At 69.7% G+C, this 23724-nt stretch carries 28 protein-coding genes; 12 read left to right on the forward strand and 16 right to left on the reverse strand.

All coding sequences use genetic code 11. The annotated features are described in order from the left end of the window. Positions 1 to 23 precede the first annotated feature (23 nt). Positions 24 to 776, reverse strand: a complete 753-nt coding sequence (locus ACWD10_RS23030) for a DedA family protein (protein ID WP_451094010.1) — start codon at positions 774 to 776, stop codon at positions 24 to 26. Between the two features lie 217 nt (positions 777 to 993). Here ACWD10_RS23030 and ACWD10_RS23035 point away from each other — a divergent pair, with 217 nt between their 5' ends. Next, positions 994 to 1362 carry a YbjQ family protein gene (locus ACWD10_RS23035; protein ID WP_451093863.1) on the forward strand — a complete coding sequence of 123 codons (369 nt, stop codon included), beginning with the start codon at positions 994 to 996 and terminating at the stop codon, positions 1360 to 1362. Positions 1363 to 1554: 192 nt separating this feature from the next. Here the strand turns inward: ACWD10_RS23035 and ACWD10_RS23040 are convergent, their stop codons facing one another. After that, positions 1555 to 2310: a MerR family transcriptional regulator gene (locus tag ACWD10_RS23040; RefSeq protein ID WP_451093865.1), complete on the reverse strand. Its 756-nt coding sequence runs from the start codon at positions 2308 to 2310 to the stop codon at positions 1555 to 1557. Between the two features lie 142 nt (positions 2311 to 2452). Between ACWD10_RS23040 and ACWD10_RS23045 the strand changes: the two genes are divergently transcribed. Then, positions 2453 to 3868, forward strand: a complete 1416-nt coding sequence (locus ACWD10_RS23045) for a glutamate decarboxylase (RefSeq protein ID WP_451093867.1) — start codon at positions 2453 to 2455, stop codon at positions 3866 to 3868. Between the two features lie 18 nt (positions 3869 to 3886). Here the strand turns inward: ACWD10_RS23045 and ACWD10_RS23050 are convergent, their stop codons facing one another. From ACWD10_RS23050 to ACWD10_RS23065, 4 genes are all read right to left on the reverse strand, one after another. Then, on the reverse strand, positions 3887 to 4501 hold the full coding sequence (locus ACWD10_RS23050; protein ID WP_451093869.1) for a PadR family transcriptional regulator: 615 nt from the start codon (positions 4499 to 4501) through the stop codon (positions 3887 to 3889). A gap of 46 nt (positions 4502 to 4547) precedes the next feature. After that, positions 4548 to 5105: a DinB family protein gene (locus tag ACWD10_RS23055; RefSeq protein ID WP_451093871.1), complete on the reverse strand. Its 558-nt coding sequence runs from the start codon at positions 5103 to 5105 to the stop codon at positions 4548 to 4550. A gap of 112 nt (positions 5106 to 5217) precedes the next feature. Next, the gene (locus ACWD10_RS23060) at positions 5218 to 6675 is read right to left on the reverse strand and encodes an aldehyde dehydrogenase family protein (protein ID WP_451094012.1); all 1458 of its coding nucleotides are present in this window, start codon (positions 6673 to 6675) and stop codon (positions 5218 to 5220) included. Positions 6676 to 6777: 102 nt separating this feature from the next. Further along, complete coding sequence (locus ACWD10_RS23065; protein WP_451093873.1) at positions 6778 to 7641, reverse strand: helix-turn-helix domain-containing protein; 864 nt, start codon at positions 7639 to 7641, stop codon at positions 6778 to 6780. 315 nt (positions 7642 to 7956) lie between these two features. Here ACWD10_RS23065 and ACWD10_RS23070 point away from each other — a divergent pair, with 315 nt between their 5' ends. Further along, on the forward strand, positions 7957 to 8523 hold the full coding sequence (locus tag ACWD10_RS23070; RefSeq protein WP_451093875.1) for an ATP-binding protein: 567 nt from the start codon (positions 7957 to 7959) through the stop codon (positions 8521 to 8523). Between the two features lie 89 nt (positions 8524 to 8612). Here ACWD10_RS23070 and ACWD10_RS23075 read toward each other — a convergent pair whose 3' ends face one another. The 5 genes from ACWD10_RS23075 to rpmG form a co-directional block, all read right to left on the reverse strand. After that, complete coding sequence (locus tag ACWD10_RS23075; protein WP_451093877.1) at positions 8613 to 8855, reverse strand: DUF397 domain-containing protein; 243 nt, start codon at positions 8853 to 8855, stop codon at positions 8613 to 8615. Between the two features lie 291 nt (positions 8856 to 9146). Then, entirely contained in the window at positions 9147 to 9386 is a 240-nt protein-coding gene (rpsR, locus tag ACWD10_RS23080; protein WP_451093879.1) for a 30S ribosomal protein S18, read from the reverse strand. A 5-nt stretch (positions 9387 to 9391) separates the two neighbouring features. Further along, positions 9392 to 10528, reverse strand: a complete 1137-nt coding sequence (locus ACWD10_RS23085) for a CobW family GTP-binding protein (RefSeq protein WP_451093881.1) — start codon at positions 10526 to 10528, stop codon at positions 9392 to 9394. Beyond that, entirely contained in the window at positions 10528 to 10815 is a 288-nt protein-coding gene (locus ACWD10_RS23090; RefSeq protein WP_451093882.1) for a type B 50S ribosomal protein L31, read from the reverse strand. The genes ACWD10_RS23085 and ACWD10_RS23090 overlap by 1 nt, the downstream gene beginning before the upstream one ends. Then, complete coding sequence (gene rpmG, locus ACWD10_RS23095) at positions 10815 to 10979, reverse strand: 50S ribosomal protein L33 (protein WP_411056941.1); 165 nt, start codon at positions 10977 to 10979, stop codon at positions 10815 to 10817. Before rpmG ends, ACWD10_RS23090 begins: the two co-directional genes overlap by 1 nt. Before the next feature lie 74 nt (positions 10980 to 11053). Between rpmG and rpmB the strand changes: the two genes are divergently transcribed. From rpmB to argG, 5 genes are all read left to right on the forward strand, one after another. Beyond that, positions 11054 to 11290 (forward strand): 50S ribosomal protein L28, encoded by a 237-nt coding sequence (rpmB, locus tag ACWD10_RS23100; protein ID WP_451093884.1) that lies wholly within the window; start codon positions 11054 to 11056, stop codon positions 11288 to 11290. Then, positions 11290 to 11595, forward strand: a complete 306-nt coding sequence (gene rpsN / locus ACWD10_RS23105; RefSeq protein WP_451093886.1) for a 30S ribosomal protein S14 — start codon at positions 11290 to 11292, stop codon at positions 11593 to 11595. Before rpmB ends, rpsN begins: the two co-directional genes overlap by 1 nt. Before the next feature lie 151 nt (positions 11596 to 11746). Further along, a complete protein-coding gene (locus ACWD10_RS23110) occupies positions 11747 to 12265 on the forward strand; it encodes a hypothetical protein (protein ID WP_451093888.1) in 519 nt (172 codons plus the stop codon). 407 nt (positions 12266 to 12672) lie between these two features. Continuing rightward, a complete protein-coding gene (locus ACWD10_RS23115) occupies positions 12673 to 14400 on the forward strand; it encodes a bifunctional 3'-5' exonuclease/DNA polymerase (protein WP_451093890.1) in 1728 nt (575 codons plus the stop codon). Between the two features lie 121 nt (positions 14401 to 14521). Further along, positions 14522 to 15970, forward strand: coding sequence for an argininosuccinate synthase (gene argG, locus ACWD10_RS23120; protein ID WP_451093892.1), 1449 nt, complete (start codon positions 14522 to 14524; stop codon positions 15968 to 15970). Positions 15971 to 16050: 80 nt separating this feature from the next. Here argG and frdD read toward each other — a convergent pair whose 3' ends face one another. The 5 genes from frdD to ACWD10_RS23145 are packed head-to-tail and all read right to left on the reverse strand — an operon-like array spanning position 16051 to position 19699. After that, entirely contained in the window at positions 16051 to 16413 is a 363-nt protein-coding gene (gene frdD, locus ACWD10_RS23125; RefSeq protein WP_451094014.1) for a fumarate reductase subunit FrdD, read from the reverse strand. Positions 16414 to 16446: 33 nt separating this feature from the next. Then, entirely contained in the window at positions 16447 to 16839 is a 393-nt protein-coding gene (locus ACWD10_RS23130; protein ID WP_451093894.1) for a hypothetical protein, read from the reverse strand. Then, positions 16836 to 17621: a succinate dehydrogenase iron-sulfur subunit gene (gene sdhB / locus ACWD10_RS23135; RefSeq protein WP_451093896.1), complete on the reverse strand. Its 786-nt coding sequence runs from the start codon at positions 17619 to 17621 to the stop codon at positions 16836 to 16838. The genes ACWD10_RS23130 and sdhB overlap by 4 nt, the downstream gene beginning before the upstream one ends. 2 nt (positions 17622 to 17623) lie before the next feature. Next, on the reverse strand, positions 17624 to 19444 hold the full coding sequence (locus ACWD10_RS23140) for an FAD-binding protein (RefSeq protein ID WP_451093898.1): 1821 nt from the start codon (positions 19442 to 19444) through the stop codon (positions 17624 to 17626). Between the two features lie 21 nt (positions 19445 to 19465). Continuing rightward, positions 19466 to 19699, reverse strand: coding sequence for a hypothetical protein (locus ACWD10_RS23145; RefSeq protein ID WP_451093900.1), 234 nt, complete (start codon positions 19697 to 19699; stop codon positions 19466 to 19468). 254 nt (positions 19700 to 19953) lie between these two features. Here ACWD10_RS23145 and ACWD10_RS23150 point away from each other — a divergent pair, with 254 nt between their 5' ends. The 4 genes from ACWD10_RS23150 to ACWD10_RS23165 all read left to right on the forward strand — a co-directional run bounded on the left by ACWD10_RS23150 (position 19954) and on the right by ACWD10_RS23165 (position 23723). Continuing rightward, on the forward strand, positions 19954 to 21048 hold the full coding sequence (locus tag ACWD10_RS23150; RefSeq protein WP_451093902.1) for a sigma-70 family RNA polymerase sigma factor: 1095 nt from the start codon (positions 19954 to 19956) through the stop codon (positions 21046 to 21048). Between the two features lie 85 nt (positions 21049 to 21133). Continuing rightward, on the forward strand, positions 21134 to 22093 hold the full coding sequence (locus tag ACWD10_RS23155) for an ABC transporter ATP-binding protein (RefSeq protein WP_451093904.1): 960 nt from the start codon (positions 21134 to 21136) through the stop codon (positions 22091 to 22093). Further along, complete coding sequence (locus ACWD10_RS23160; protein ID WP_451093906.1) at positions 22090 to 22860, forward strand: MlaE family ABC transporter permease; 771 nt, start codon at positions 22090 to 22092, stop codon at positions 22858 to 22860. The genes ACWD10_RS23155 and ACWD10_RS23160 overlap by 4 nt, the downstream gene beginning before the upstream one ends. A gap of 98 nt (positions 22861 to 22958) precedes the next feature. Next, on the forward strand, positions 22959 to 23723 hold the full coding sequence (locus ACWD10_RS23165) for an ABC transporter permease (protein ID WP_451094016.1): 765 nt from the start codon (positions 22959 to 22961) through the stop codon (positions 23721 to 23723). Position 23724: the final 1 nt, after the last annotated feature.

Here is a 23724-nt window from a genome sequence, read left to right on the forward strand (position 1 = left end):
GCCCCGGCCGCCCAGGGCCTCGGTCAGCGCTTGGCGTGGCGGCCACGCGGGGCCTGGGTCTGGGCCTGGTCCTGGGCCGGGGCCTGGTTCTGGGCCACGGTCGGCGCCTGGGCCGGGGAAAGCTGAGGCCCCGCGGCGGTGGCGGCCGCGGCCTTCTTCGACTTGGAGCGGGCCCGCAGGAACTCGATGATGATCGGGACCACCGAGAGCAGGACGATGCCGATCAGGATCGCCTCGATGTTCTTGTGCACGAACTCGATCTTGCCCAGCCAGGCGCCGAGCAGCGTGACGCCCGCGCCCCACAGGACGCCGCCGATGATGTTGAAGGTGATGAACGACCGGTAGTTCATCCGGCTCACACCGGCGATGATCGGCGTGAACGTCCGCACGATCGGCACGAAGCGGGCCAGGACCAGCGACTTCGGCCCGTACTTCTCGAAGAATTCATGCGCCTTCGTCACGTTCTCCTGTTTGAAGAAGCGGGAGTCCGGGCGGTTGAACAGCGCCGGGCCGACCTTGCGCCCGAACAGATAGCCCGCCTGGTCACCGAGGATCGCGGCGAGGCAGACCAGCGTGCAGACCAGCCACAGCGGGGTGTCGAGGACGTTGGTCGTCACCAGGAGCCCGGTGGTGAAGAGCAGCGAGTCACCCGGCAGGAAGAAGCCGATGAGCAGGCCGGACTCGGCGAAGACGATGAGCAGCAGGCCGATGAGCCCGAACTTGTTGAGCAGAAATTCCGGGTCCAGCCAGCTCGGGCCGAGCGCAAGCGTCGTCATCACGGGTCCGGGCTCCAGTTTGTGGTGTGTAGGGCGGCGTACACAGGCGTACAAGCGTACGGGTCTTGGACAGCGAAGCAGCCGCCCAAAGTTATCAACGCGGAGGGCAGGGGCCCGGTTCCAGCTGCCGCCCCGGGATGCGCCACTACCAAACCGGGGCAAAGCTGGGCAGTTGGGGAGACGGTCTTCCCCAGAGGGCGCGGCGGAGGTGGAGCAAATGGGCATCGAGGACTTCGGCGGCGGACAGTCCGCACAGTCCGACGTACTCGTGGTCACGACGAACGACGTACCCGGATTCCTGGTCCAGCGGGTGATCGGCGAGGTCTTCGGCCTGACGGTGCGCTCCCGGCACCTGGGCAGCCAGATCGGCGCCGGTCTCAAGTCGATGATCGGCGGCGAGCTCAAGGGGCTCACCAAGACCCTGGTCGAAACCCGCAACCAGGCCATGGAACGCCTCATCGAGCAGGCACGCGCGCGCGGCGCCAACGCCGTCCTGATGATGCGCTTCGACGTCACCGAGGCACAGGACGTGGGGACGGAAGTGTGCGCGTACGGGACGGCGGTTGTGCTGTCACCGTCGGCCTGAAACCGGGGGGCGCGGGCGGCGTAAGGCGGTAAGCCGGTCAGCCCGGCAAGCCCGGTAAGGGGCGCTCGCCATGGCGGGTGCCCCTTACCAGGTTGAGGCCCCTTGCCGATGAAACGGCAGGTGGGCGTTAAGGAGTTCCGTGTTCCGTTGGCCCGCGTTCCGTTGGCCCGCGTTCCGTTAGCCCGCGTTCCGTTAGCCCCGCTCCCCATTCGCCCGAATCGCATCCCGCAGGTAAACCGCGAGCCCCGGCCGGATGGCCTCGTACATGGCCGTGAAGCGTTCGTCGTCGACGTACATCTGGCCCAGGCACGTGTGCAGTTCGTGGGAGCACTCGTAGTGGCTGTGGGAGATGAAGCGGCGGTGCTCCTCGGCCGCGTCCATGGCCTGTTCGGAGTCCGCGGGCACGCCCTGCGCGAGCAGGTCGGCCATCTTCCGGTGGATCGCGTCCAGCTCGGCGTTGATCCGCTTCCAGTCCTCCTTGGTGTACGAGGCCGCGCGGCGCTGCGACTCCCGGTACGCCTCGGTGTTGCCCCAGCGGCGCTCCACCTCCTCCTGGTACTGGTCGGGGTCGGCGTCGCCGAAGACCTCGAACTTCTCCTCGGGCGTGAGGTTGATGCCCATCTTCCGTGCCTCCATGGCGGTCTCGACGGCGGCGGCCATCTCCTGAAGCTTCGCGATCCGGGAGGTCAGCAGCTTGTGCTGCCGGCGCAGATGCTCGCGCGGATCCGTCTCCGGGTCGTCCAGGAGCGCCGCCACCTCATCGAGCGGGAAGCCCAGCTCCCGGTAGAACAGGATCTGTTGCAGCCGGTCCAGGTCCGTATCGCTGTAACGGCGGTGCCCGGCGTGGCTGCGCTCGCTCGGGGCGAGCAGGCCGATCTCGTCGTAGTGGTGCAGCGTGCGCACCGTGACCCCGGCGAAACCCGCCACCTGTCCCACGGAGTAGCTCATCGCCACCCGCTCCCTTCGGTTTTCTCGGTACGCGGATCAGCCTGCGCCCTCACGTCGCGTGAGGTGCAAGCCGGAATCCGCACGGAGACCCCACGGAATTCCCCGGAGGCTTATGTCCTGTTTGCGTGGTTATCGTGAGCCCATGCCTCTGCATTCCACGGACGGCGAGGACAGCCCGCTCCGCCGCCGCCTCGCCCTCAACCCGTTCTACGGCGAGGCGAACCCGGTGAGCGGCATGAACGAGGCCCCGCCCAAGCACCATCTGCCCGACGGACCGCTGCCGCCTTCCACCGCGTACCAACTGGTCCACGACGAGTTGATGCTCGACGGCAACGCCCGGCTCAACCTCGCCACCTTCGTGACCACCTGGATGGAACCCCAGGCCGGCGTCCTGATGGCCGAGTGCCGGGACAAGAACATGATCGACAAGGACGAGTACCCGCGCACCGCCGAACTCGAACGGCGCTGCGTCGCGATGCTCGCCGACCTGTGGCACGCACCCGACCCGCAGTCCGCCGTCGGCTGCTCCACCACCGGCTCCAGCGAGGCCTGCATGCTCGCCGGGATGGCGCTCAAGCGCCGCTGGTCCCGGCGGAACGCCGACCGCTACCCGTCCCACGAGGCCCGCCCGAACCTGGTGATGGGCGTCAACGTCCAGGTCTGCTGGGAGAAGTTCTGCACCTTCTGGGAGGTGGAGGCCCGCCAGGTCCCCATGGAGGGCGACCGCTACCACCTCGACCCCGAGGCCGCCGCCGCGCTCTGCGACGAGAACACCATCGGCGTGGTCACCGTCCTCGGCTCCACCTTCGACGGCTCGTACGAGCCCGTGGCGGAGGTCTGCGCCGCCCTCGACGCGCTCCAGGAGCGGACCGGGCTCGACATCCCCGTCCACGTCGACGGCGCCTCCGGGGCGATGGTCGCGCCGTTCCTCGACGCGGACCTGGTCTGGGACTTCCGGCTGCCGCGGGTCGCGTCCATCAATACGTCGGGACATAAGTACGGCCTGGTCTACCCGGGCGTCGGCTGGGCCCTGTGGCGCGACGCCGAAGCCCTTCCGGAGGAGCTGGTGTTCCGGGTGAACTACCTCGGCGGCGACATGCCGACCTTCGCCCTCAACTTCTCCCGGCCGGGCGCCCAAGTCGCCGCGCAGTACTACACGTTCCTGCGGCTCGGCCGCGAGGGCTTCCGGGCCGTGCAGCAGACCGCCAGGGACGTGGCCCGCCACCTGGCCGAGCGGATCGAGCAGCTCGGCGACTTCGAACTCCTCACCCGCGGTGACCAGTTGCCGGTCTTCGCCGTCACCACCACCAGCGAGCTGCACTACGACGTCTTCGACGTCTCCCGGCGGCTGCGCGAGGGAGGGTGGCTGGTACCCGCGTACACCTTCCCGAAGAACCGCGAGGACCTGGCCGTCCTGCGCGTGGTGTGCCGCAACGGCTTCTCCGCGGACCTGGCGGCGCTCCTCGTAGAGGACCTGGAATTGCTCCTGCCCGAGCTGCGCCAACAGTCGCAGCCGCTGAGCCGGGACACCGGGAAGGCGACCGCCTTCCACCACTGACCACCGCCGAGCGATGGCTCACGTCGCGTACGGGTTCTCCTGACCCTCCGCGAGCACCCCCACGAACCGCTCCCGCTCACCCGCGAAGACATACGCCCCCGCCTCGATCCGCTCGATCAGGCCCCGGGTCCACTCCGCCCCCGCGTCCGCCGAGTGCACCCAGAAGTTCATGATCTCGCCGATGTGGCCGAGCGACTCGGGGCCCTCCTCGGGCGTGTAGTACTCGGTGACGCTCCGCCGCCAGGACGCCAGGCCGTCGATCCGCTGCCGCAGCAGCGCCACCGCTTCCTCGCGCGGCAGATCGACGATGAAGCCGATGCCCGCCGAGATCACGTCCAGCTTCTGGTCGTACGACACCAGGGCCTGGCGCAGCAACGCGAAGTACTCTTCGGTGCCCCGCTCGGTCATCTCGTACTCGGTGCGCGGCGGCCCGCCCGCCGTGGAGGGCGCCGTCTCGTGCGCCTTGAGCAGGCCCTGCTTCGCCATCTGCTTCAGAGCGTGGTAGATCGAGCCCGGCTTGGCGTTCGACCACTCATGGGCGCCCCAGTACTCCAGGTCGTTACGCACCTGATAGCCGTGGGCACGGCCGTGCTGGCGGACGGCGCCGAGGACGAGCAACCGGATCGCAGACATGACCGCACCTTTCGGTTCTGGGGTTCCGCTTTCACGGCCTCCCAGTCTAGTCAACTTTGACTGCGTCAGCGCCCTCCGCCTCGTCGACCAGACCGAAGGCGGTCTTCCCATCCAGGGACTCGCGGATGATGTCCGCGTGCCCGGCGTGCCGGTTCACCTCACGGATCAGGTGCAGGAGCAGCCAGCGCAGCGAGACCCGCTCCCCGTCGGGGAACCAGGGCGCCCGGGGCAGCGCGAACGTGTCGTCCAGGCTCGGCGCCGAGCGGATGAACTCCTCGGTCACGTGGGCCACTTGCTCCCAGTACGCGAGCTGCTGCGGCACCGTCTCGTCGCCGACCAGGGCGTAGCACTCGTGCCAGTTGCTCTCGTCCCGGGCCACCGCGGGCGGCTCACCCTTGGCATGGGCCACCCAGCCCTGCTCGACCTCGGCCACGTGCTTGAGCAGGCCGCCCAGGGAGAGTTCGCTCGCGCTCGGCTTCTTGGCCGCCTCGGCCTCGCTCAGGCCGAACAGCGACCTGCGGATACCGCCGCGCGCCTCGTCGAGAAAGGCGAGCAGGGCGCCGCACTCGTCGTCGTGGGCCTCGAGGGAAATGTGCTTGGGCATGGCCTGGTGCCGCCTTCCGTCGTCGTAACCACCGGTTGGACTTCGTACGAACGACGCTATGGGCACTTGCGGTCAGCTTCTGTCCGCAAGTGCCCGGCACTTCAGAGGGAGATCAGAACGGGAACTGGCTTCGGCCGTGCTGGACCGAGATCCACTTCTGGGTCGTGAAGGCGTCCACGGTCGCGTCGCCGTTCAGGCGGCCGAGGCCGGAGAGCTTCTCGCCGCCGAAGGCGACGAACGGCTCGTCGTGCACCGTGCCGTCGTTGACGTGCACCATCCCGGTCTCGATCCGGCGCGCGAAGTTCACCCCGCGCTCCAGGTCGGCGGTGTGCACGGCGCCGCTCAGGCCGTACGGAGTGTCATTGGCGAGGCGTACCGCGTGCTCCTCGTCGCGGAACGGCACGAGGAGCGCCACCGGCCCGAAGATCTCCTGGCGCAGGATCGGTGAGTCGTCCGGCAGGCCGGTCAGGACCGTCGGCTCGACCAGGTTGCCGATCGTGCGGCCCCGCACCAGGGCCGTGGCGCCCTCCGCGAGCGCCTGGTCGACCAGGGTGGTCAGGGCGTCCGCCTGGAAGGCGTTGATCACCGGGCCGATCTGGGTGTCCGGGTCGCGCGGGTCGCCCGTCCTCAGGTCCCGCACCCGGTCCACGAACTGCTTGGTGAAGGCGTCGAGCAGGGACTCGTCCACCAGGATCCGGTTGGCGGCCATGCAGACCTGGCCCTGGTAGCAGAAGCGGCTGAAGAGCGCCGCGTCCACCGCGTAGTCCACATCGGCGTCGTCGAGCACGACGAGCGCGCTGTTCCCGCTCAACTCCAGGATGGAACGCTTGAAGTGACTGGCCGTCACGGCACCGACATGGCGGCCGACCCGGTCGGAGCCCGCGAACGAGATCACCTTCGGCACCGGGTGCTCTATGAGCGCGTCACCGATCTCCGCGATGTCCGTGACCAGGACGTTGAGCAGCCCGGGAGGCAGACCCGCGTCCTCGAAGATCTTGGCGATCAGACCGCCGCCGACCACCGGGGTGTTCTGATTCGGCTTGATCACGACGCCGTTGCCGAGCGCGAGCGCCGGGGCGACGGACTTGAGCGTCACCAGGAACGGGAAGTTGAACGGACTGATCACGCCGACCACGCCCACCGGAAGGCGGTAGAGGCGGTTTTCCTTGCCGTCCACCGTGGACGGGAAGATCCGCCCCTCGGGCCGGGTGGCCAACTCGATCGCCTCGCGCAGGAACTCCTTGGCGAGGTGCACCTCGTACTCCGCCTTGAGGCGGGTGCCGCCCAGCTCGTCGATGATCGCCTCGACGATGTCGCCCTCGATCTGCTCCGTGACGCGCAGCGCCCGCTCAAGGACCGCTCGTCGCGCGTACGGGCTCTGCTGCGCCCAGGACTTCTGTGTGCGCTCGGCCGCGCGGTAGGCCTCATCGACCTCGAAACGGGTGGCCACCGTCAGGGACGCGAGCTTCTCGCCGTTGTACGGGTTGAAATCGATGATGTCCCACGAGCCGCTGCCGGTCCGCCACTCGCCGTCGATGTACTGATGGGCCAGGTCGGTGAAGAAGGACATACGACCCCTTACCGCGGGCGCGTGCGCGCCGTCGTTTGCCGCGAACTGTGCCTTGAACTCGTACCGCCCGAGTTCCTGATGCCACGTCATCGTACTTGTGTTTCAGGAAAGTTGGAGTAGACCACGGAGCAACTCCCGGGTTTCCTCGGGGCCCGGGCTGTCCTGCACCAGGCGCTCCATGGCGCGCTCGTACTGCTGCACCTCTTCGCGCTTGTCGAGATACAGAGCACTGGTCAGCTGTTCCAGATAGACGATGTCCGAGAGGTCGGACTCCGGGAAGCGGAGCAGAGCGAAGGAGCCGGACTCTCCGGCGTGGCCGCCGAAGCTGAACGGCATCACCTGGAGCGTCACGTTCGGCCGCTCCGAGACCTCGATCAGGTGCTCCAACTGCCCACGCATCACGGCCCGGTCGCCATACGGGCGGCGCAGCGCGGCCTCGTCGAGCACACAGTGGAAGCGTGTGGAGCGCTCCGAGACGAGCACCTTCTGCCGCTCCAGACGGAGCGCGACCCGCCGCTCGGTCTCGGCGCTGCTCAGATTCGGGGCGCCGCGTGCGACCACCGCGTGCGCGTACGCCGGGGTCTGCAACAGGCCGTGCACGAACTGGACTTCGTAGACCCGGATGAGCGAGGCGGCGCCCTCCAGACCCACGTATGTCTGGAACCAGCCGGGAAGAACGTCCGAATAACTGTGCCACCAGCCCGCGAGGTTGGCCTCCTTGGCGAGGTCGAGGAGCGGGCCGCGCTCCGCTTCCGCCGTCACGCCGTACAGGGTGAGAAGGTCCTCGACATCCCGCGCCTTGAAGCTCACCCGTCCCAACTCCATGCGGCTGATCTTCGATTCGGAGGCACGGATCGAGTAACCGGCCTGCTCACGGGTGATGCCACGGGCCTCACGGAGTCGCCTCAGCTGCGATCCGAGCAGGATGCGCCGCACCACCGAGCCGCTTGACTCTCCTGCGGTCACCTGGACAACCCTCCCGATCCTCCCCGTCGCCCGGTCCTTCCGCTCCCCGAACCGAAGTCTGCCATTAAAACGCTCCACCCCGTACTCGAACGATTACGGAAACAGTCCTCTCACAGAACAAGCACGAAAGTATCCGCCGGAAGATATGAGCAAGAAACGGTACGGGAACGTCCAACTCCGGCGCGTGCACGTGCATCTGCCCTTGCATCCGCACTGCGCATTGGCAACCATGGGCACGCGCACCACCGCAACATCGCTACTGGCTGCAAGCCGCGAAACCCGGGAGTGCCTCGCATGGGGACAAAAGGATCAACCATGCTCGAGCCGTTACGGCAGGGCCTTCTCCCCAACGACCCCGCGACCGCCTCGCACACCGCCTCCCGCGCCCTGACCGCGCGCTACGAAGCGGTCCGCGCGGCACGGGAGTTCACCCGGCGCACCCTGGGCGACTGGCACCTCGACGAGCACTTCGACGACATCGCGCTCGTCGTCTCCGAACTCGTCACCAACGCGCTGCGGCACGGCTTGCCGGCCAACACGCCGCGAGCCGCCGACGGTGACGACGCCGCGGCGGCGCCGGTCCGGCTCCATCTGATGCGCTGGCCCACGCACTTCGTGTGCGCGGTCCGGGATCCCAGCGAGCGCAGCCCGGTCGTCAGACAGGACGTCGTCAGACAGGACAAGGCGCTCGACGGGTGTGCCGAGCTCGCTGACCTGCCCGAGCTCGCCGGCATCGCGGCGTTCGCCGACTGCTCCGCGGAGTCGGGACGGGGACTGTTCCTGGTGGACTCGTTCAGCGACAGCTGGGGCTGGCACCCGCTGGCGGGCACGCTCACCGGCAAGGTGGTGTGGGCGCTGTTCCGGCTCCGCCCGGCGCCGTGACGGTGACAGCGGCAGTGGCGGTGACGGTCGGGCGCCGCGCGATGAGAGTCAGGCGCCCGGGATGACGGTCAGGCGCCCGCGAATGACGGTCAGGCACCCGCTATCAGATGGTCGAACTCGCCGTCCTTCATGCCGAGGAGCATCGCCTCGATCTCGGCGCGCGTGTAGACGAGGGCGGGACCGTCCGGGAAGCGGGAGTTCCGCACGGCGACCTCACCGCCCGGCAGCTTCGCGAACTCCACGCAGGAACCCTGTGAATTGCTGTGCCTGCTCTTCTGCCAGACGACCCCACGAAGCTCTGTGGCCGCCATGCCGTTGTATGCGTGGTGCACAGTAGCTCCCGGGTAACGCAGTGACTGATGAGCGCGGTCAACTGACCCGGATCATAGCTGTGTTCACTTGCGAATGCATGGGCAGATGCACGTGCATACGGCGGGTGTTCCCGTGGTTACAGCGTTACGACGCGAACCGGCCGACAGTGCGACCGGAAACGAATGGGTGCGAGGAAAGCCGCCCCATACTCATGCAGGAGATCCCCTACGCGATCCGCGGTACGCGAAATGCGATACGCGATGCAAGGGGATCTCCTGCCTAAGCGCCGAGCGGTGCCCGAGGGCGGCGCCTCACCGCGCGCTGGAATACGGGAGCAGCGCCATCTCGCGCGCGTTCTTGATCGCGGCGGCCAGCTGCCGCTGCTGCTGCTTCGTCACGCGGGTGACCCGGCGGCTCCGGATCTTGCCCCGGTCGGAGATGAACTTCCGCAGCAGGTCGGTGTCCTTGTAATCGATGTACGTGATGCCCGCCTGGTCCAGCGGATTGGGGCGGGACTTGACCGGCTTGCGGTCGAGCTTGCGCGGGGACATAGGGGTCAGACCTCCAGGAGGGTGTCGAAGGCGGGCGGCAGCTGCTTCCAGGCGTCCCGCCCCGCGGCGTATTCGGCATCGGTCAACAGGCAGGACTCGAGGACCTGTTGCAGCCCCTCGCGGTCCAGGCCCGGCGAGGTGAAGACCAAGTGCTGGCAGCAGTCCCCGTGCTCGGGGTGCCAGTCGAGCGCGGCGGCCGCGCGGCGCACCGGCGGCACGAGCTCCCAGGCGGCGTCCGGCAGCGAGGCGAGCCAGGGCCCCGCGTTCTCGACACAGAGCGCGCCCCCGGCCGCGTCCCAGGCGAGCAGCGTGTCCGGGTGGTCGGCCAGCCAGAACCGGCCCCGGCTGCGCGCGGCGGCGCAGGTCAGGTCCTCCAGTGCCTGGTAGAGCCGCTCGGGGTGGAACGGGCGGCGGGCGTGCCAGACGTACGTCGCCACCCCGGCCTCGTCCGCTTCCTGCGGGAGCAGGGCACAGGCCGGGTGCTGTGCGGCGGCGGCCGCCTCGACGTCGAACCCGGCGAGTGCGGCGGCACCCAGGTCGCCGTGTTCCACGGACACTTGGCGGGCGGTGGGGTGCAGCTGGGCGAGCAGGGCCCGGTCCTCGTCGTCGGCCTCATCGTTCTCGACGACGGCGAGCACGGGGGCGTACTCCAGCTGGCGCGCCCAGGTGTCGGCGACGGTGCGCTGGTCGGTGGTGGCGGCGGCGAGCCCGGCGTCCATCAGGTCATCGCCGTTGCCGAGATACGGAAGCAGCAGCGCCGGGTCGACCGCGGTGATGACCCCGGTCACGTCGAGGCCACCCGCGGCGACCACCTCGGCCATCGCCTTGGGCTCCACGGAGTCCCACAGCTCCACGACCGCGAGCCGGGTAAGACCGGCGTCCGCGAGCCGCTCCAGCTCCGGCACCAGGTCCTCGCGCAGCGCGCAGCACGCGCAGTCGTTGACCAGCTCCGCCTCGCCGGTGGAGAGCACCCCGGTGGTGTCGCGGACGGTGCGAACGACCGTGCCCTGTGTGGCGGTTGCCAGGTCGTGGTGGAGCGCGACGCTGCCCGGCACGGTGGCGAGCAGCCGCTCGACGGCGGCCTTGCGGGCGTCCGCGTGCAGCCCGCCCACCAGGGCGACGGACAGCCTCTGCCGCTCCATCAGCGGTCCTCGCCGCTGCCGCTGGCCTTACCGCTGCCGGTGGCGCGACTGCCGTACCGGCGCTCGAAGCGCTCCACCCGCCCCGCGGTGTCGAGGACGCGCGCGGTGCCGGTGTAGAAGGGGTGGCTCGCGCTGGAGATCTCGACGTCGATCACGGGGTAGGAGTTGCCGTCCTCCCACTCGATCGTCCGGTCGCTCGTCGCGGTCGAGCGGGTGAGGAAGGCGAAGTCCGCGGCGCGGTCCCGGAAGACCACCGGGCCGTACGGGGGGTGGATGCCCTCGCGCATCAGCGCTCCTCCTTGAAGTCGACATGCCGCCCGACCCTCGGGTCGAACTTGCGCAGGACCATCCGGTCCGGGTCGTTACGGCGGTTCTTGCGGGTGACGTACGTGTAGCCGGTGCCTGCGGTGGACCTGAGCTTGATCACGGGACGTAGTTCGTTGCGGGCCATGTCCGCTAGAGTAATTGGAAACGGTTTCCATTACCAACACGATCTCCGGGATCGGAAGAGAGAGGTACGCCACCTTGTCCGCGCACTGCATGCTGACCGGCCGGCAACCCGGCTTCGGCAAGACCATCTCCCATTCGCACCGGCGCAGTTCGCGCCGTTTCGACCCGAACATCCAGCGCAAGCGGTACTGGCTGGAGAGCGAGGGCCGCCACGTCCGCCTGACGCTCAGCGCCAAGGGCATCAAGACCGTCGACACCATCGGCGTCGAGGCCGCCGTGGCCCGGATCCGTGCGCGCGGGGTGAAGGTCTGATGGCGAAGAAGAGCAAGATCGCACGCAATGACCGGCGACAGGAGATCGTCGCCCGATACGCCGAGCGGCGCGCCGAACTGAAGGAGATCATCCGCAGGCCGTCCACGCCGGAGGCGGAACGCCTCGCCGCCCAGGCCGAGTTGCGCAAGCAGCCGCGGGACGCCAGCGCGACCCGGGTACGGAACCGGGACAGCGTCGACGGGCGTCCCCGTGGATACCTGCGCGCCTTCGGCCTCTCCCGGGTGAACCTGCGCGGGCAGGCGCATGCGGGGTACCTGCCCGGGGTCCGTAAGTCGTCCTGGTAAGCGATGAGTCGGGCACTCCTGGCAGGCGGCGAGTCGACCAGGTCCGCCCTGGCCCTGGTAGCTTGACCCGCCGGGCCCGGGCGTCCCGTCCGGGGCCAAGGCGTCGGACCCAGACGAGACGCCAAGTCCAGCCACATAGGGGGATTTCACCGTGCTCAAGCACGTACGCATCTGTGCCATCGCCGCGGTCGCCGCGGGCGCGCTCGCCCTGACCGGGTGCAGCATGGACAGCGGCAAGAAGGACCGGGGCGGCGACTCGGAGAACTCGACCTCGGCCGGTTCGACCGGCGGCGGCGAGGAGACGCCCAGCGACGACAGTGGCGCCACCGGCGGCGACACGGGCACCGCGGGCAGCCTGGACGGCGTCTGGATCGCGATGAACGGCGGCAAGCCCGTCTCCCTGGTCGTCCACGGCGGCGGCAAGGTGGTCGCGCTCGCCGAGACCGGCGGCGTCTCCTGCACCGGCACGGCCGGTGAGGACGGGGGCACGCAGATGCTCAACCTGAAGTGCCAGGGCGGCGGCAAGCGCGAGTCGGGCCAGGTCAAGTCGGCCGACTCGACCTCCATGACGGTGGAGTGGGAAGGCGTCGGCACGGACGAGTTCAAGAAGTCCGACAAGGGCGGCATGGAGCTGCCCACGGATCTGCCGACGGATATGCCGCAGGGCTGACCCCCGGCGGGACCGGCTCAGCGGAACTCAGCGCGACTCAGCGGGTCTTGTCACGGCGGGCCGTGGCCTCCTTCGGGGGGCTGCGGCCCGCCGTCGTTTCCGTGATCGCTGCTCGGCTCGCCGGTGCCTTTCCCCAGCCCCGCCCCTTCCCGAAACTGGGGGCTCCGCCCCCAGACCCCCTCATCGCGCTGAACGCGCTCGTCCTCAAACGCCGGACGGGCTGAAGGGCTGATGCCCACCCACCCGGGCAGTCCCAAATCAAGCCCTCCGGCGTTTGAGGAGCGGGGTCCGGGGGCGGAGCCCCCGAAGCGCCGTCAGGCTTACGGGAAGGGGCGGGGCTGGGGCGAAATTCGGCGCGCCGACGACGAGCGGACGCGTTGTCAGTGGCGGCTGCCAGACTCGTACGCGTGAGCGAACGCTGGCTCGTGGCGCCCGGCGAGGGCGGCGGTGACGGTGGGCTGCTCGTCCCGCTGGGCGGGGACGGGCGGCCGGTGGGGGCTGCCGTCGAGGTACCGGACCTCGTGGCGGCCGTGCGGGCGCGGCCCGAGGTGTATCGGTGGGTGTGGCGGTCCACCGCTGAGCTCGGGCCGCGGCTTCTGGGCGCCGGAGTTCGGGTGGCGCGGTGTTACGACATCGAGGCCGCGGAGCAGTTGCTGCTCGGGCACGAGGGGCGGCTCGTCGAGCCCCGTTCGGCGGCGGCCGCGTGGGCCCGGCTGCGGCAGCGTCCCGTACCGCCCGATCCGCCGCAGCGGGCCGCCGAACCGGGTGCGCAGGACTCGTTGTTCGAGCCGGGGCCGGTGCACGTACCGCTTGAGGGGCTTGTCCAGGTGTACGCCGATCAGCTGCGGCGGCACGACGACGCGGCGCACCCCGGCCGGATGCGGCTGCTCACGGCCGCCGAGTCGGCGGGCATGCTGGTGGCGACCGAGATGAATGCGGCCGGGTTGCCGTGGAGCGCCGAGGTGCACAAGGAGGTCCTTCACGAACTGCTCGGCGAGCGGTACGCGGGCGGCGGCGAGCCACGCCGACTGGCCGAGCTGGCCGACGCGGTGTCCAAGGCATTCGGCCGCCGGGTGCGGCCTGACCTGCCCGCGGATGTCATACGAGCTTTCGCGCAGGCCGGGATCAGGATCCGGTCCACCCGGCGGTGGGAGATCGAGGGCATCGACCACCCGGCCGTGGCCCCGCTGCTCGAGTACAAGCGGCTCTACCGGATCTGGGTCGCCCACGGCTGGTCCTGGCTCCAGGACTGGGTGCGGGACGGCCGGTTCCGCCCGGAGTACCTGCCGGGCGGCACGGTCACCGGCCGCTGGGTGACCAACGGCGGCGGGGCCCTGCAGATCCCCAAGGTCATCCGCCGCGCGGTGGTCGCGGACCCCGGCTGGCGCCTGGTGGTCGCGGACGCGGACCAGATGGAGCCGCGGGTGCTCGCCGCGATCTCCCGCGACCCGGGCCTGATGGAGGTGGCGGCGCGCCCGGGGGACCTCTACCAGGCGGTCTCGGACCGGGCGTTCGCGGGCGACCGTGACCTGGCCAAGCTCGCGGTCCTCGGCGCGGTCTACGGACAGACCTCGGGCGACGGCCTGAAGAACCTGGCACTGCTCCGCCGCCGCTTCCCGCGCGCGGTGGCGTACGTCGACGACGCGGCGCGGGCGGGCGAGGAGGGGCGTCTGGTGCGCACCTGGCTGGGGCGTACCTGCCCACCTGCGGTCGGGGCAGCCGAGGGGCTGGAGGAGGCCGGGATTCCGTCGGACGAGACGGAGGCCCGGCCGGAGGGGGCTGAGGAGACGGAAGGGGCGGAGAGGGCGGCCGAGGAGTGGGTGCCGGGGTACGCGTCCACCAACTCCCGTGCCCGCGGCCGCTTCACGCGCAACTTCGTGGTCCAGGGCAGCGCCTCCGACTGGGCCCTCGTACTGCTCGCCGCGCTCCGCCAGGAGACCGCGGACCTGGCGGCCGAGCTGGTCTTCTTCCAGCACGACGAGGTGATCGTGCACTGTCCGGCCGAGGAGGCCGAGGCGGTGGTCGAGGCCATCGGGCGGGCGTCCCGGCACGCTCTGCGGATCGTGTTCGGGGAGACGCCCGTGCAGATTCCGTTCAGTACGGCGGTGGTGCGGTGCTACGCCGACGCGAGGTGAAACGAAGCCGTCCGGCCCCTGCGAGATCACTGCGAGACCTATGAAAGCCACGCGAGACCTCATGAGACCCCCGCGAGCAGCAGGTGTTGCATGATCATGCAGGATGATGCATAGTCTTGCTATGTCCAAGGTTCTCACCTCCCTCCCCACCGGCGAGCGCGTCGGCATTGCCTTCTCCGGCGGGCTCGACACCTCGGTCGCCGTCGCCTGGATGCGCGACAAGGGCGCCGTCCCGTGCACGTACACCGCCGACATCGGTCAGTACGACGAGCCCGACATCGCGTCCGTGCCCGGCCGTGCCACCCAGTACGGCGCCGAGATCAGTCGGCTCGTGGACTGCCGTGCCGCGCTGGTCGAGGAAGGCCTTGCGGCGCTCGCGTGCGGCGCGTTCCACATCAAGTCGGGCGGGCGCCCGTACTTCAACACCACGCCGCTCGGCCGTGCCGTGACCGGAACGCTCCTGGTGCGCGCGATGCTCGAGGACGGGGTGCAGATCTGGGGCGACGGCTCCACGTTCAAGGGCAACGACATCGAGCGCTTCTACCGGTACGGGCTGCTCGCCAACCCGCACCTGCGGATCTACAAGCCCTGGCTGGACGCGGACTTCGTCACGGAGCTCGGCGGCCGCAAGGAGCTGTCCGAGTGGATGCTCGCGCACGGCCTGCCGTACCGGGACTCGACGGAGAAGGCGTACTCCACGGACGCCAACATCTGGGGCGCCACGCACGAGGCCAAGACCCTGGAGCACCTGGACACCGGGGTCGAGACGGTCGAGCCGATCATGGGCGTGCGGTTCTGGGACCCGGAGGTCCAGATCGACACCGAGGACGTCACGGTCGGCTTCGACCAGGGCCGCCCGGTCAGCATCAACGGCAAGGAGTTCGCGTCCGCGGTCGACCTCGTCATGGAGGCCAACGCGATCGGCGGGCGGCACGGTCTGGGCATGTCCGACCAGATCGAGAACCGGATCATCGAGGCCAAGAGCCGCGGCATCTACGAGGCGCCCGGGATGGCGCTCCTGCACATCGTCTACGAGCGGCTCGTCAACGCGATCCACAACGAGGACACCCTGGCCGCGTACCACAACGAGGGCCGACGGCTCGGCCGGCTGATGTACGAGGGCCGCTGGCTGGACCCGCAGGCGCTGATGATCCGCGAGTCGCTGCAGCGCTGGGTCGGCGCGGCCGTCACCGGCGAGGTGACGCTGCGGCTGCGGCGCGGCGAGGACTATTCGATCCTCGACACCACGGGCCCGGAGTTCAGCTACCACCCGGACAAGCTCTCCATGGAGCGGACCGAGGACTCGGCGTTCGGCCCGGTGGACCGGATCGGCCAGCTCACCATGCGGAACCTGGACATCGCGGACTCGCGGTCCCGGCTCGAGCAGTACGTGGGTCTGGGCATGGTCGGCCCCGCCCACCCGAAGGCCATCGGCGCCGCGCAGGCGGCCGCGACCGGTCTCATCGGCGCCATGGACCGCGGCGGCTCCGAGGCGATCGCCTCGCGCGGCGGGCTCACGGAGGAGGACGCGGCCCTCGACCGGGCGGCTATGGAGTCCGGTACGGACTGACACCGGCCACTGGTCGTACGCATCCTGCGGCAGCGGGCCCCGGCGGATTCTGTTCCTCCAGGGCCCGCTGCCGCATGCCATCAGACAGAGAACAGCACGACGCCCGCCGCGATCGTCCCCACGACCGCACCCCCGTAACAGAAGAGGCTGATCACCTTGGCGTGTGCCTTCAGCTGGAGGCCGTCGTAGAGCGTGTAGCGGAAGCGATGGGCCCAGTGGAAGAGGCACAGCACGCACAGGCCGAACAGGATCACGCGCGTGAGCGGGTGTCGCAGCACCGCGAGCAGATGCGCGTGGTCGGGGAACGCGAACCAGCCCAGCGGGAAGGCCACCCCGAACAGGAACAGCAGGACCGGAACCAGGAGCGCGGCGGCCATACCGCCCGCGCTGAACAGGAGCCACAGCAGCGGCTCCGAGGAGCTTCTTCTCGTACGCCTTCTCATCGCGCTCACCGCGTCGTACGCCTTCTCATCGCGCTACCCGCTCAGGATCAGCCAGGCCGTGGCCGCCGAAAGCAGCGCCCACAGCGCGTAGTGCAGGGCCACGATCGAGCGCGGCCGTACCCGGCGGCCGCGCAGCCGTACCACCATGGCCCGAGGCGCCAGGCCGAACCAGGTGACGGTGTGCAGGAGGACGAAGAGCAGGGCGATCACATTCACCAGGACCACCCACCAGTGGCCGCTCCACTCCTGGAACCGCTCGTACTCCGCTGGCCCCCCGGCGACCGCCCCCGCCAGCAGGAGCAGGTACACCACGAACCACGCGATGAAGACACTGCTCAACTCCCGCAGGACGAACACCAGATACGCGCGTCGCCGCAGCCACCAGAGGGTGGGGACCGGCCTGACGTACATCTGACTCCGGCTCATCGCGCCCCCCTCGGCCAGAGGAGTTCCTTCAGCGACCGGGTGGCCTCCGTGAGCTTGTAGCGCTGGATGGCACCGGCCGGGTCCACGTCCTTGGGGCAGGCGGTGGTGCACTCGCCGACCAGGGTGCAGGCCCAGACGCCCTCGGCGGCGCTCAGGACGTCCCGCCGGTCGGCCGCGCCCTCGTCGCGCGAGTCGAGGTTGTAGCGCTGCGCGAGGGCGATGGCCGCCGGGCCGAGGAAGTCGGGGTCGAGTCCGTACACCGGGCAAGCGGCGTAGCAGAGCATGCAGTTGATGCACATGCTGTACTGCTTGTACGCGTCCCTCTCCTCCGGCGTCTGCAGAAACTCCACGTCTTCAGGGGGCTCATCGGGGCGGACGAGCCACGGCTTCACCTCCGTCAGCTTGTCCATGAAGTCACCGATCTCCACGACGAGATCGCGGATGACGGGGAAGTTCGCCAGCGGTTCGACGCGTACGGGGCCGGGCGCGGCATCGGTCAGGAAGGCCGCACAGGTCAGCTGGGGCTCGCCGTTGACGGTCATGCCGCAGCTGCCGCAGATGCCCATGCGGCAGGACCAGCGGTAGGACAGGGTGCCGTCGATGGTGTCCTTGATGTGGTTGAGCCCGTCGAGGACCGTCCATTCCTTGCGCAGCGGCACCTCGTACGACTGCCAGGTCGGTTCGGTCTCCTGCTCCGGCCGGTAGCGGGCGACCTGGAGCGTGATCCGGTCATCCGTGGCGCGTTCCGTGGCGCGGTCCATGTCGCCTTCGCCTTCTGCCATGGCTACCTCCCGTAGACGCGTTCCCCGGGGGTCCAGCGGGTGATGGTCACCGGCGCGTACTCCACCCGCGCGGTGCCGTCGGGCTCGCGATGGACGAGCGAATGGGTCAGATACCGCTGGTCGTCCCGGGCGGGGAAGTCGGTGCGCTGGTGCGCGCCGCGCGACTCCTCGCGGCGCAGTGCGCTGAGGACGATGCTCTCGGCCACGTCGAGCATGCAGCCCAGTTCGAGCAGGGCGACCAGCTCGGTGTTGAACGTACGGCTGCAGTCGTCGACGGCCGCACGGCCGAACCGCTCCCGCAGCTGCGACAGCTTCCCGACCGCCTCGGTCAGGGAGCCGCGGTCGCGGTAGATCCCGGCACCGTTCTCCATCACGTTCTGCATGTCGGTACGGATGTCCGCGATGCGTTCCCGGCCGGTCGCGTGGGCGTCGGCCACGTCCGTAAGCCTCCGGTGCTCGTCCTCGGCCTGGGCGAGGACCGCGGCACCAGGGCCGCCGGAACCCGCCGCCGCACGGGCGTACTCGGCGGCGGCCCGACCCGCCCGGGCGCCGAACACCAGGCATTCCGGGAGGGAGTTGGAGCCGAGCCGGTTGGCGCCGTTGATGCTGACGCAGGCCACCTCACCCGCCGCGTACAGGCCGTCGAGCCCGGTGGCGCCGTCGATGTCGGTGTGGATGCCGCCCATCATGTAATGGACGACCGGCCGCACCGGGACCAACTCCTTGACCGGGTCGATGTTCTGGTACTTCAGGCACAACTCCCGTACGAACGGGATGTTCGCGTCGATGAGTTCGGCGCCGAGATGCCGCAGGTCCAGGTGGACGACCGGGCCGTGCGGCGTGGAGACGGTCCTGCCCTTGTCGAGTTCGTGCACGAACGCCTGCGACAGGCGGTCCCGCGGCCCCAGTTCCATGCTGCGCAGGACCGGTCCCTCTTCGGGCCTGCCGAGGTCGTAGTCCTGGAGATAGCGGTAGCCGTCCTTGTTGAGCAGCCTGCCGCCCTCGGCGCGTGCGGCCTCCGTGATCAGGATCCCGGTGAAGGGCAGACCGGTGGGGTGGTACTGGACGAACTCCATGTCCTTCAGAGGCGCTCCCGCCCGCTGGGCCAGGGCCATGCCGTCGCCGGTCTTGATATTGGCGTTGGTGGTGAACGGGTAGACGCGGCCGCAGCCGCCCGTGCACATGATGACGGCGCTCGCGGTGATGGTCTCGACCCGGCCGGTGGCCAGCTCGACGGCGACCGCGCCGCGTACCTTCCCGTCGTCGACCAGGAGGGTGCTGACGAACCACTCGTCGTACCTGACGATGTCGCGGTACGAGAGCGCGGTCTGGAACAGCGTGTGCAGGAGGTGGAAGCCGGTCTTGTCGGCCGCGTACCAGGTGCGCTTCTTCTTCATGCCGCCGAAGGCCCGGACCGCGATCCGCCCGTCCGGGCGGCGGCTCCACGGGCAGCCCCAGTGCTCGAGCCGGAGCAGTTCGCGCGGGGCCTCGCGCACGAAGGCCTCGACGGCGTCCTGGTCGCACAGCCAGTCCCCGCCGGAGACGGTGTCCGACGCGTGCTCGTCCAGGGTGTCGGCTTCTCCCGCCTCCCCGGCGGTCCCGGCTGCCCCGGCGCTCCCGGCGCTCCCGGCGCTCCCGGACTCGCGGGCGGTCGGGGGGACCGCGGCGGCCCCGCCCTCCGCCGACACCGTATGGCTGCGCATCGGATAGACCTTGGAGACGACCGCCACGCTCAGCCGGGGATCGGTCTCCGCGACGGCGATGGCCGCACGCAGCCCGGCGCCGCCGCCACCGATCACCACGACGTCATAGGAAGCGGCCATGTCCCTGCCTCGTGCTCGGGTTCACGCCTCGTGCTCGGCGCTGTGTTCGTCCTGGAGGACCTTGCCGTCGTGGTGGACAGCCGTGACGCGCACACTGCCGTCGTGGAACTCATGACGGCTGCGACGGCACCCGCATGCGTAGGTCACCTCGTCGATGAGCAGCCCCGCCCCGTTCTCCTCCTGGTAGCGCAGCCCGTCCACGACGCGACCGCACAGGGCCCGCTCTTCGGTGAACTCGATGGTGTTGCCGACCACAGCCACCACTCCTCGGCAACTGCTGCTCAGCCTGGATTTCGAACGGGAACGGGCGCGGGGACGCCCACTTGCGAGCGTAACGCCGGGGTTCCGGCCCCGCATGCGCGGATATGAGCCGCTCTCGGGCCGCTCACCAGGGACGGCTCGGCCGCAACGGTTCGGACTCACTCCCGGTGCACCCCTCCACAACTCCGGATACCGGGCGGTAATGTCGCCGCCGCCGTGCAGTCCGGTGCGAGCGTAAAGGGGCCCTCATGGAGACGGACATACATGCCCGGTGGGAGCACCTGTGGAGCCATCGCGAGCAGCTGCTCAAGGTGGCGCGCCGGAGATCACTGAGCGCCGAGGACGCCGAGGACGCGGTCCAGGAGGCGATGCTGCGCGCCGTCGAGAACCCGCGCCTCGACCTCGACGACCCGCGCCTCGGCGCCTGGCTGACGACGGTCACCATGCGCCTGTGCATCGACCGGTACCGGCAGGTCAACCGGGAGGCCGAGGTACGCCGCATCCCGCGGCTCGTCGCCCCGCGCCCGGCCCCCGTCGACGAGGTGGTGTGCGACCGGGCGGAGGCCAAGTGGCTGGCGTTCCGCAGCGAGGAGCTGCCCGCCCGCCAGGCCGAGGCGCTCCGGCTCAAGGCCGAGGACCGGGATGTCGGTCAGGTCGCCCAGGAGATGGGACTCAGCTACGAGGCCGTCGAGTCGCTGCTCGCCCGGGCCCGGCGCACGCTGCGCAACTCGCTGGCCGGAACGCTCGGGCTGGTCCTGTGGCTGTGCGGGCGCGGCCGGTCGACGCAGACGGGCGGGAACGTGCAGGCCGCGGCCGTCGCCTCCACGGCGGCGACGCTCGCCGTGGTGGGGCTCGTCTTTCCCTTCGTGCACGAGCCGGATCGCTCGGGGCAGCCACCACAGGGGGTCACCTCGGAGCCGGTGGGCCCGGGGGTGGTCTCGGACCAGGCCGACCCCGCCGAGGACGACCGCACTCCGGCCCACTCGCCCGCCGGGGGCCGGATGCCCGCGTGGCAGCGGGCCGCGCCGTCCGGGGTCCTCACGATGCTGCCCGAGGTGTCCGTGCCGGATGTGGACGTGCCTGAGGTGAACGTGCCCGAGGTGGCCGTGCCCGGCGTGGGCGTACCCGATGTGCCTCAGGTGCCGCGCCTGCCCGACGCATCCGATGTACCTGGCGTACCTGGCACATCCGGCCTATCCGATGGACGCGTACCGGCCGCCCCGAAGCCCGAGGCACCCACCACGACCGTGCCCGAGGCCCCCGGAACACCCGACGCTCCCGTCCCGGACGCCTCCGGCACCTCCACTCGCCTGCCCGTGAACAGCCCGGTTTCGGCCCCGTAAAAAATCTTCACTTTTCCGCGACGGACGGGCCGACCTGCCGCGTAGAGCAGGTGTCGGAGCTGCTCCCCGCTGAAGGGTGAACCGGATGGGTGTCGAGATCTGCGTGGAAGGGTTGACCAAATCCTTCGGTCACCAGGTCATTTGGCAGGACGTATCGCTGACACTGCCCGCCGGTGAGGTATCGGTCCTTCTCGGCCCGTCGGGTACGGGCAAATCGGTGTTTCTCAAGACGCTCGTCGGCCTTCTGAAGCCGGAGCGGGGTTCGATCACGATCGCCGGTCAGGACGTCACACGGCTCCGCGAACGCGAGCTGTACGAGGTGCGCAAGCTCTTCGGCGTGCTGTTCCAGGACGGCGCCCTCTTCGGGTCGATGAACCTGTACGACAACATCGCCTTCCCGCTGCGCGAGCACACCCGTAAATCGGAGAGCGAAGTCAGACGGATCGTCCTGGAAAAGATGGACATGGTCGGTCTGATCGGCGCCGAGGAGAAACTGCCCGGCGAGATCTCCGGCGGTATGCGCAAGCGGGCCGGACTCGCGCGCGCCCTGGTGCTCGACCCGGAGATCATCCTGTTCGACGAGCCCGACTCGGGGCTCGACCCGGTCCGCGTCGCGTATCTCAATCAGCTCATCGTGGATCTGAACGCGCAGATCGACGCGACCTTCCTGATCGTCACGCACGACATCGCCTCCGCCCGGCAGGTGCCGGACAACATCGGGCTGCTCTTCCGGCGCGAGCTGGTGATGTTCGGCCCGCGCGAAGAGCTGCTCGCCAGTGACGAACCGGTCGTACGGCAGTTCCTCAACGGCCGCATGCAGGGGCCGATCGGCATGGCGGAGGAGAAGGACGCCGCCCAGGTCGAGCAGGAACTCGCCCAGCTCGACGCCGGGGACCACCGCGGCCCGAAGGGCGGCAAGGGCGCCTCCGGGGCGGGCGTCACCCCGCGGCTGCTCCCCGGTCCGGGCGTGACCCGGCCGCCCCGCTGGGAAGCGATCGCCGCCCGCGAGGCGGAACTGCACAAAACGGCGGGGGCGGACGCATGAGCCTGTCCCCGAAAGGAGCGCTCCGGCACTCCGGCAGCCTCTTCGCGATGGCCCTGGACGTCATCCGTACCCTGCCCCGACGGCCGTTCCAGGTACGGGAGTTCATCCAGCAGGCCTGGTTCGTGGCCAGCGTCACGATCCTGCCCACCGCCCTGGTCTCCATCCCCTTCGGCGCCGTCATCGCGCTGCAGATCGGCGGCCTGACCCGGCAGCTCGGCGCCCAGTCGTTCTCCGGCGCCGCCTCCGTCCTCGCGGTCCTGCGGGAGGCGTCCCCCATCGTCACGGCCCTGCTCATCGCCGGGGCCGGAGGCACCGCGATCTGCGCGGACCTCGGGGCGCGCAAGATCCGCGAGGAGATCGACGCGATGCAGGTGCTCGGCATCGACCCGATCCACCGCCTCGTCGTGCCCCGGGTGCTCGCCACGATGCTCGTGGCGGTGCTGCTCAACGGCCTGGTCTCGGTGGTCGGCGTCGCGGGTGGCTATTTCTTCAACGTGGTGCTCCAGAACGGGACGCCCGGCGCGTACCTGGCCTCCTTCACCACGCTCGCCCAGCTTTCCGACCTATGGGCGGCCGAACTCAAAGCACTGGTCTTCGGCGCCATCGCCGCGATCGTCGCCTCGTACAAGGGGCTGACCGCCAAGGGCGGGCCGAAGGGCGTCGGCGACGCGGTGAACCAGTCCGTGGTCATCACCTTCATGTTGCTCTTCGTGACCAACTTCGTGCTGACGGCCGTCTACTTCCAACTCGTTCCGCAGAGGGGATAGCGATGGCTCTGCCGAACCGGCCCGGCCGGCTCACCCGGCTCAACCGGCTCAACCCACTCGGCGGCACCGGGCGACAACTCGAAGAGCTCGGCCGCCAGATGTCGTTCTACGGGCGCTCGATCGCCTGGACCGGCCGCACTCTGCGCCGCTACAAGAAGGAAGTCTTCCGGCTGCTCGCCGAGGTGAGCTTCGGCCGCGGCGCGCTCGCCGTCGTCGGCGGCACCGTCGGCGTCATCGCCTTCCTCTCCTTCTTCACCGGCACCGAGGTCGGCCTCCAGGGGTACGCCGCGCTCAACCAGCTCGGCACGTCCAACTTCGTGGCGTTCCTCTCCGCGTACTTCAACACCCGTGAGATCGCCCCCCTGGTGGCCGGGCTCGCACTGTCCGCGACCGTCGGCGCCGGGTTCACCGCCCAGCTCGGCGCGATGCGGATCAGCGAGGAGACCGACGCTCTCGAGGTGATGGGCGTCCCGTCGCTGCCGTTCCTGGTCACCACCCGGATGATCGCCGGGTTCGTCGCGGTGATCCCGCTGTACGTGGTCGGGCTGCTCTCCTCGTACCTCGCGGCCCGGACCATCACCACCGGGTACTACGGGCAGTCCGCCGGAACGTACGACCACTACTTCCAGCAATATCTGCCACCGGTGGACGTGTTGTGGTCCTTCGGCAAGGTGATCGTCTTCGCCGTCGTGATCATCCTGGTGCACTGCTACTACGGCTACCACGCGAGCGGCGGCCCCGCCGGGGTCGGCGTCGCGGTCGGCCGCGGGGTGCGTACCTCCATCGTCGCCATCAACATCCTCGACTTCTTCCTCAGCCTGGCGATCTGGGGCGCCAACACGACCGTACGGATAGCGGGGTAGG

The sequence above is a fragment of the Streptomyces sp. NPDC002851 genome, assembly GCF_053591935.1.

Excerpts from the sequence above, each read along its gene's own strand:
- ACWD10_RS23030 (WP_451094010.1), bottom strand. The coding sequence starts at position 776 with ATGACGACGCTTGCGCTCGGCCCGAGCTGGCTGGACCCGGAATTTCTG.
- ACWD10_RS23035 (WP_451093863.1), top strand. The coding sequence starts at position 994 with ATGGGCATCGAGGACTTCGGCGGCGGACAGTCCGCACAGTCCGACGTA.
- ACWD10_RS23040 (WP_451093865.1), bottom strand. The coding sequence starts at position 2,310 with ATGAGCTACTCCGTGGGACAGGTGGCGGGTTTCGCCGGGGTCACGGTG.
- ACWD10_RS23045 (WP_451093867.1), top strand. The coding sequence starts at position 2,453 with ATGCCTCTGCATTCCACGGACGGCGAGGACAGCCCGCTCCGCCGCCGC.
- ACWD10_RS23050 (WP_451093869.1), bottom strand. The coding sequence starts at position 4,501 with ATGTCTGCGATCCGGTTGCTCGTCCTCGGCGCCGTCCGCCAGCACGGC.
- ACWD10_RS23055 (WP_451093871.1), bottom strand. The coding sequence starts at position 5,105 with ATGCCCAAGCACATTTCCCTCGAGGCCCACGACGACGAGTGCGGCGCC.
- ACWD10_RS23060 (WP_451094012.1), bottom strand. The coding sequence starts at position 6,675 with ATGTCCTTCTTCACCGACCTGGCCCATCAGTACATCGACGGCGAGTGG.
- ACWD10_RS23070 (WP_451093875.1), top strand. The coding sequence starts at position 7,957 with ATGCTCGAGCCGTTACGGCAGGGCCTTCTCCCCAACGACCCCGCGACC.
- rpsR (WP_451093879.1), bottom strand. The coding sequence starts at position 9,386 with ATGTCCCCGCGCAAGCTCGACCGCAAGCCGGTCAAGTCCCGCCCCAAT.
- ACWD10_RS23085 (WP_451093881.1), bottom strand. The coding sequence starts at position 10,528 with ATGGAGCGGCAGAGGCTGTCCGTCGCCCTGGTGGGCGGGCTGCACGCG.
- ACWD10_RS23090 (WP_451093882.1), bottom strand. The coding sequence starts at position 10,815 with ATGCGCGAGGGCATCCACCCCCCGTACGGCCCGGTGGTCTTCCGGGAC.
- rpmG (WP_411056941.1), bottom strand. The coding sequence starts at position 10,979 with ATGGCCCGCAACGAACTACGTCCCGTGATCAAGCTCAGGTCCACCGCA.
- rpsN (WP_451093886.1), top strand. The coding sequence starts at position 11,290 with ATGGCGAAGAAGAGCAAGATCGCACGCAATGACCGGCGACAGGAGATC.
- argG (WP_451093892.1), top strand. The coding sequence starts at position 14,522 with ATGTCCAAGGTTCTCACCTCCCTCCCCACCGGCGAGCGCGTCGGCATT.
- frdD (WP_451094014.1), bottom strand. The coding sequence starts at position 16,413 with ATGAGAAGGCGTACGAGAAGAAGCTCCTCGGAGCCGCTGCTGTGGCTC.
- ACWD10_RS23130 (WP_451093894.1), bottom strand. The coding sequence starts at position 16,839 with ATGAGCCGGAGTCAGATGTACGTCAGGCCGGTCCCCACCCTCTGGTGG.
- sdhB (WP_451093896.1), bottom strand. The coding sequence starts at position 17,621 with ATGGCAGAAGGCGAAGGCGACATGGACCGCGCCACGGAACGCGCCACG.
- ACWD10_RS23140 (WP_451093898.1), bottom strand. The coding sequence starts at position 19,444 with ATGGCCGCTTCCTATGACGTCGTGGTGATCGGTGGCGGCGGCGCCGGG.
- ACWD10_RS23150 (WP_451093902.1), top strand. The coding sequence starts at position 19,954 with ATGGAGACGGACATACATGCCCGGTGGGAGCACCTGTGGAGCCATCGC.
- ACWD10_RS23155 (WP_451093904.1), top strand. The coding sequence starts at position 21,134 with ATGGGTGTCGAGATCTGCGTGGAAGGGTTGACCAAATCCTTCGGTCAC.
- ACWD10_RS23160 (WP_451093906.1), top strand. The coding sequence starts at position 22,090 with ATGAGCCTGTCCCCGAAAGGAGCGCTCCGGCACTCCGGCAGCCTCTTC.
- ACWD10_RS23165 (WP_451094016.1), top strand. The coding sequence starts at position 22,959 with ATGTCGTTCTACGGGCGCTCGATCGCCTGGACCGGCCGCACTCTGCGC.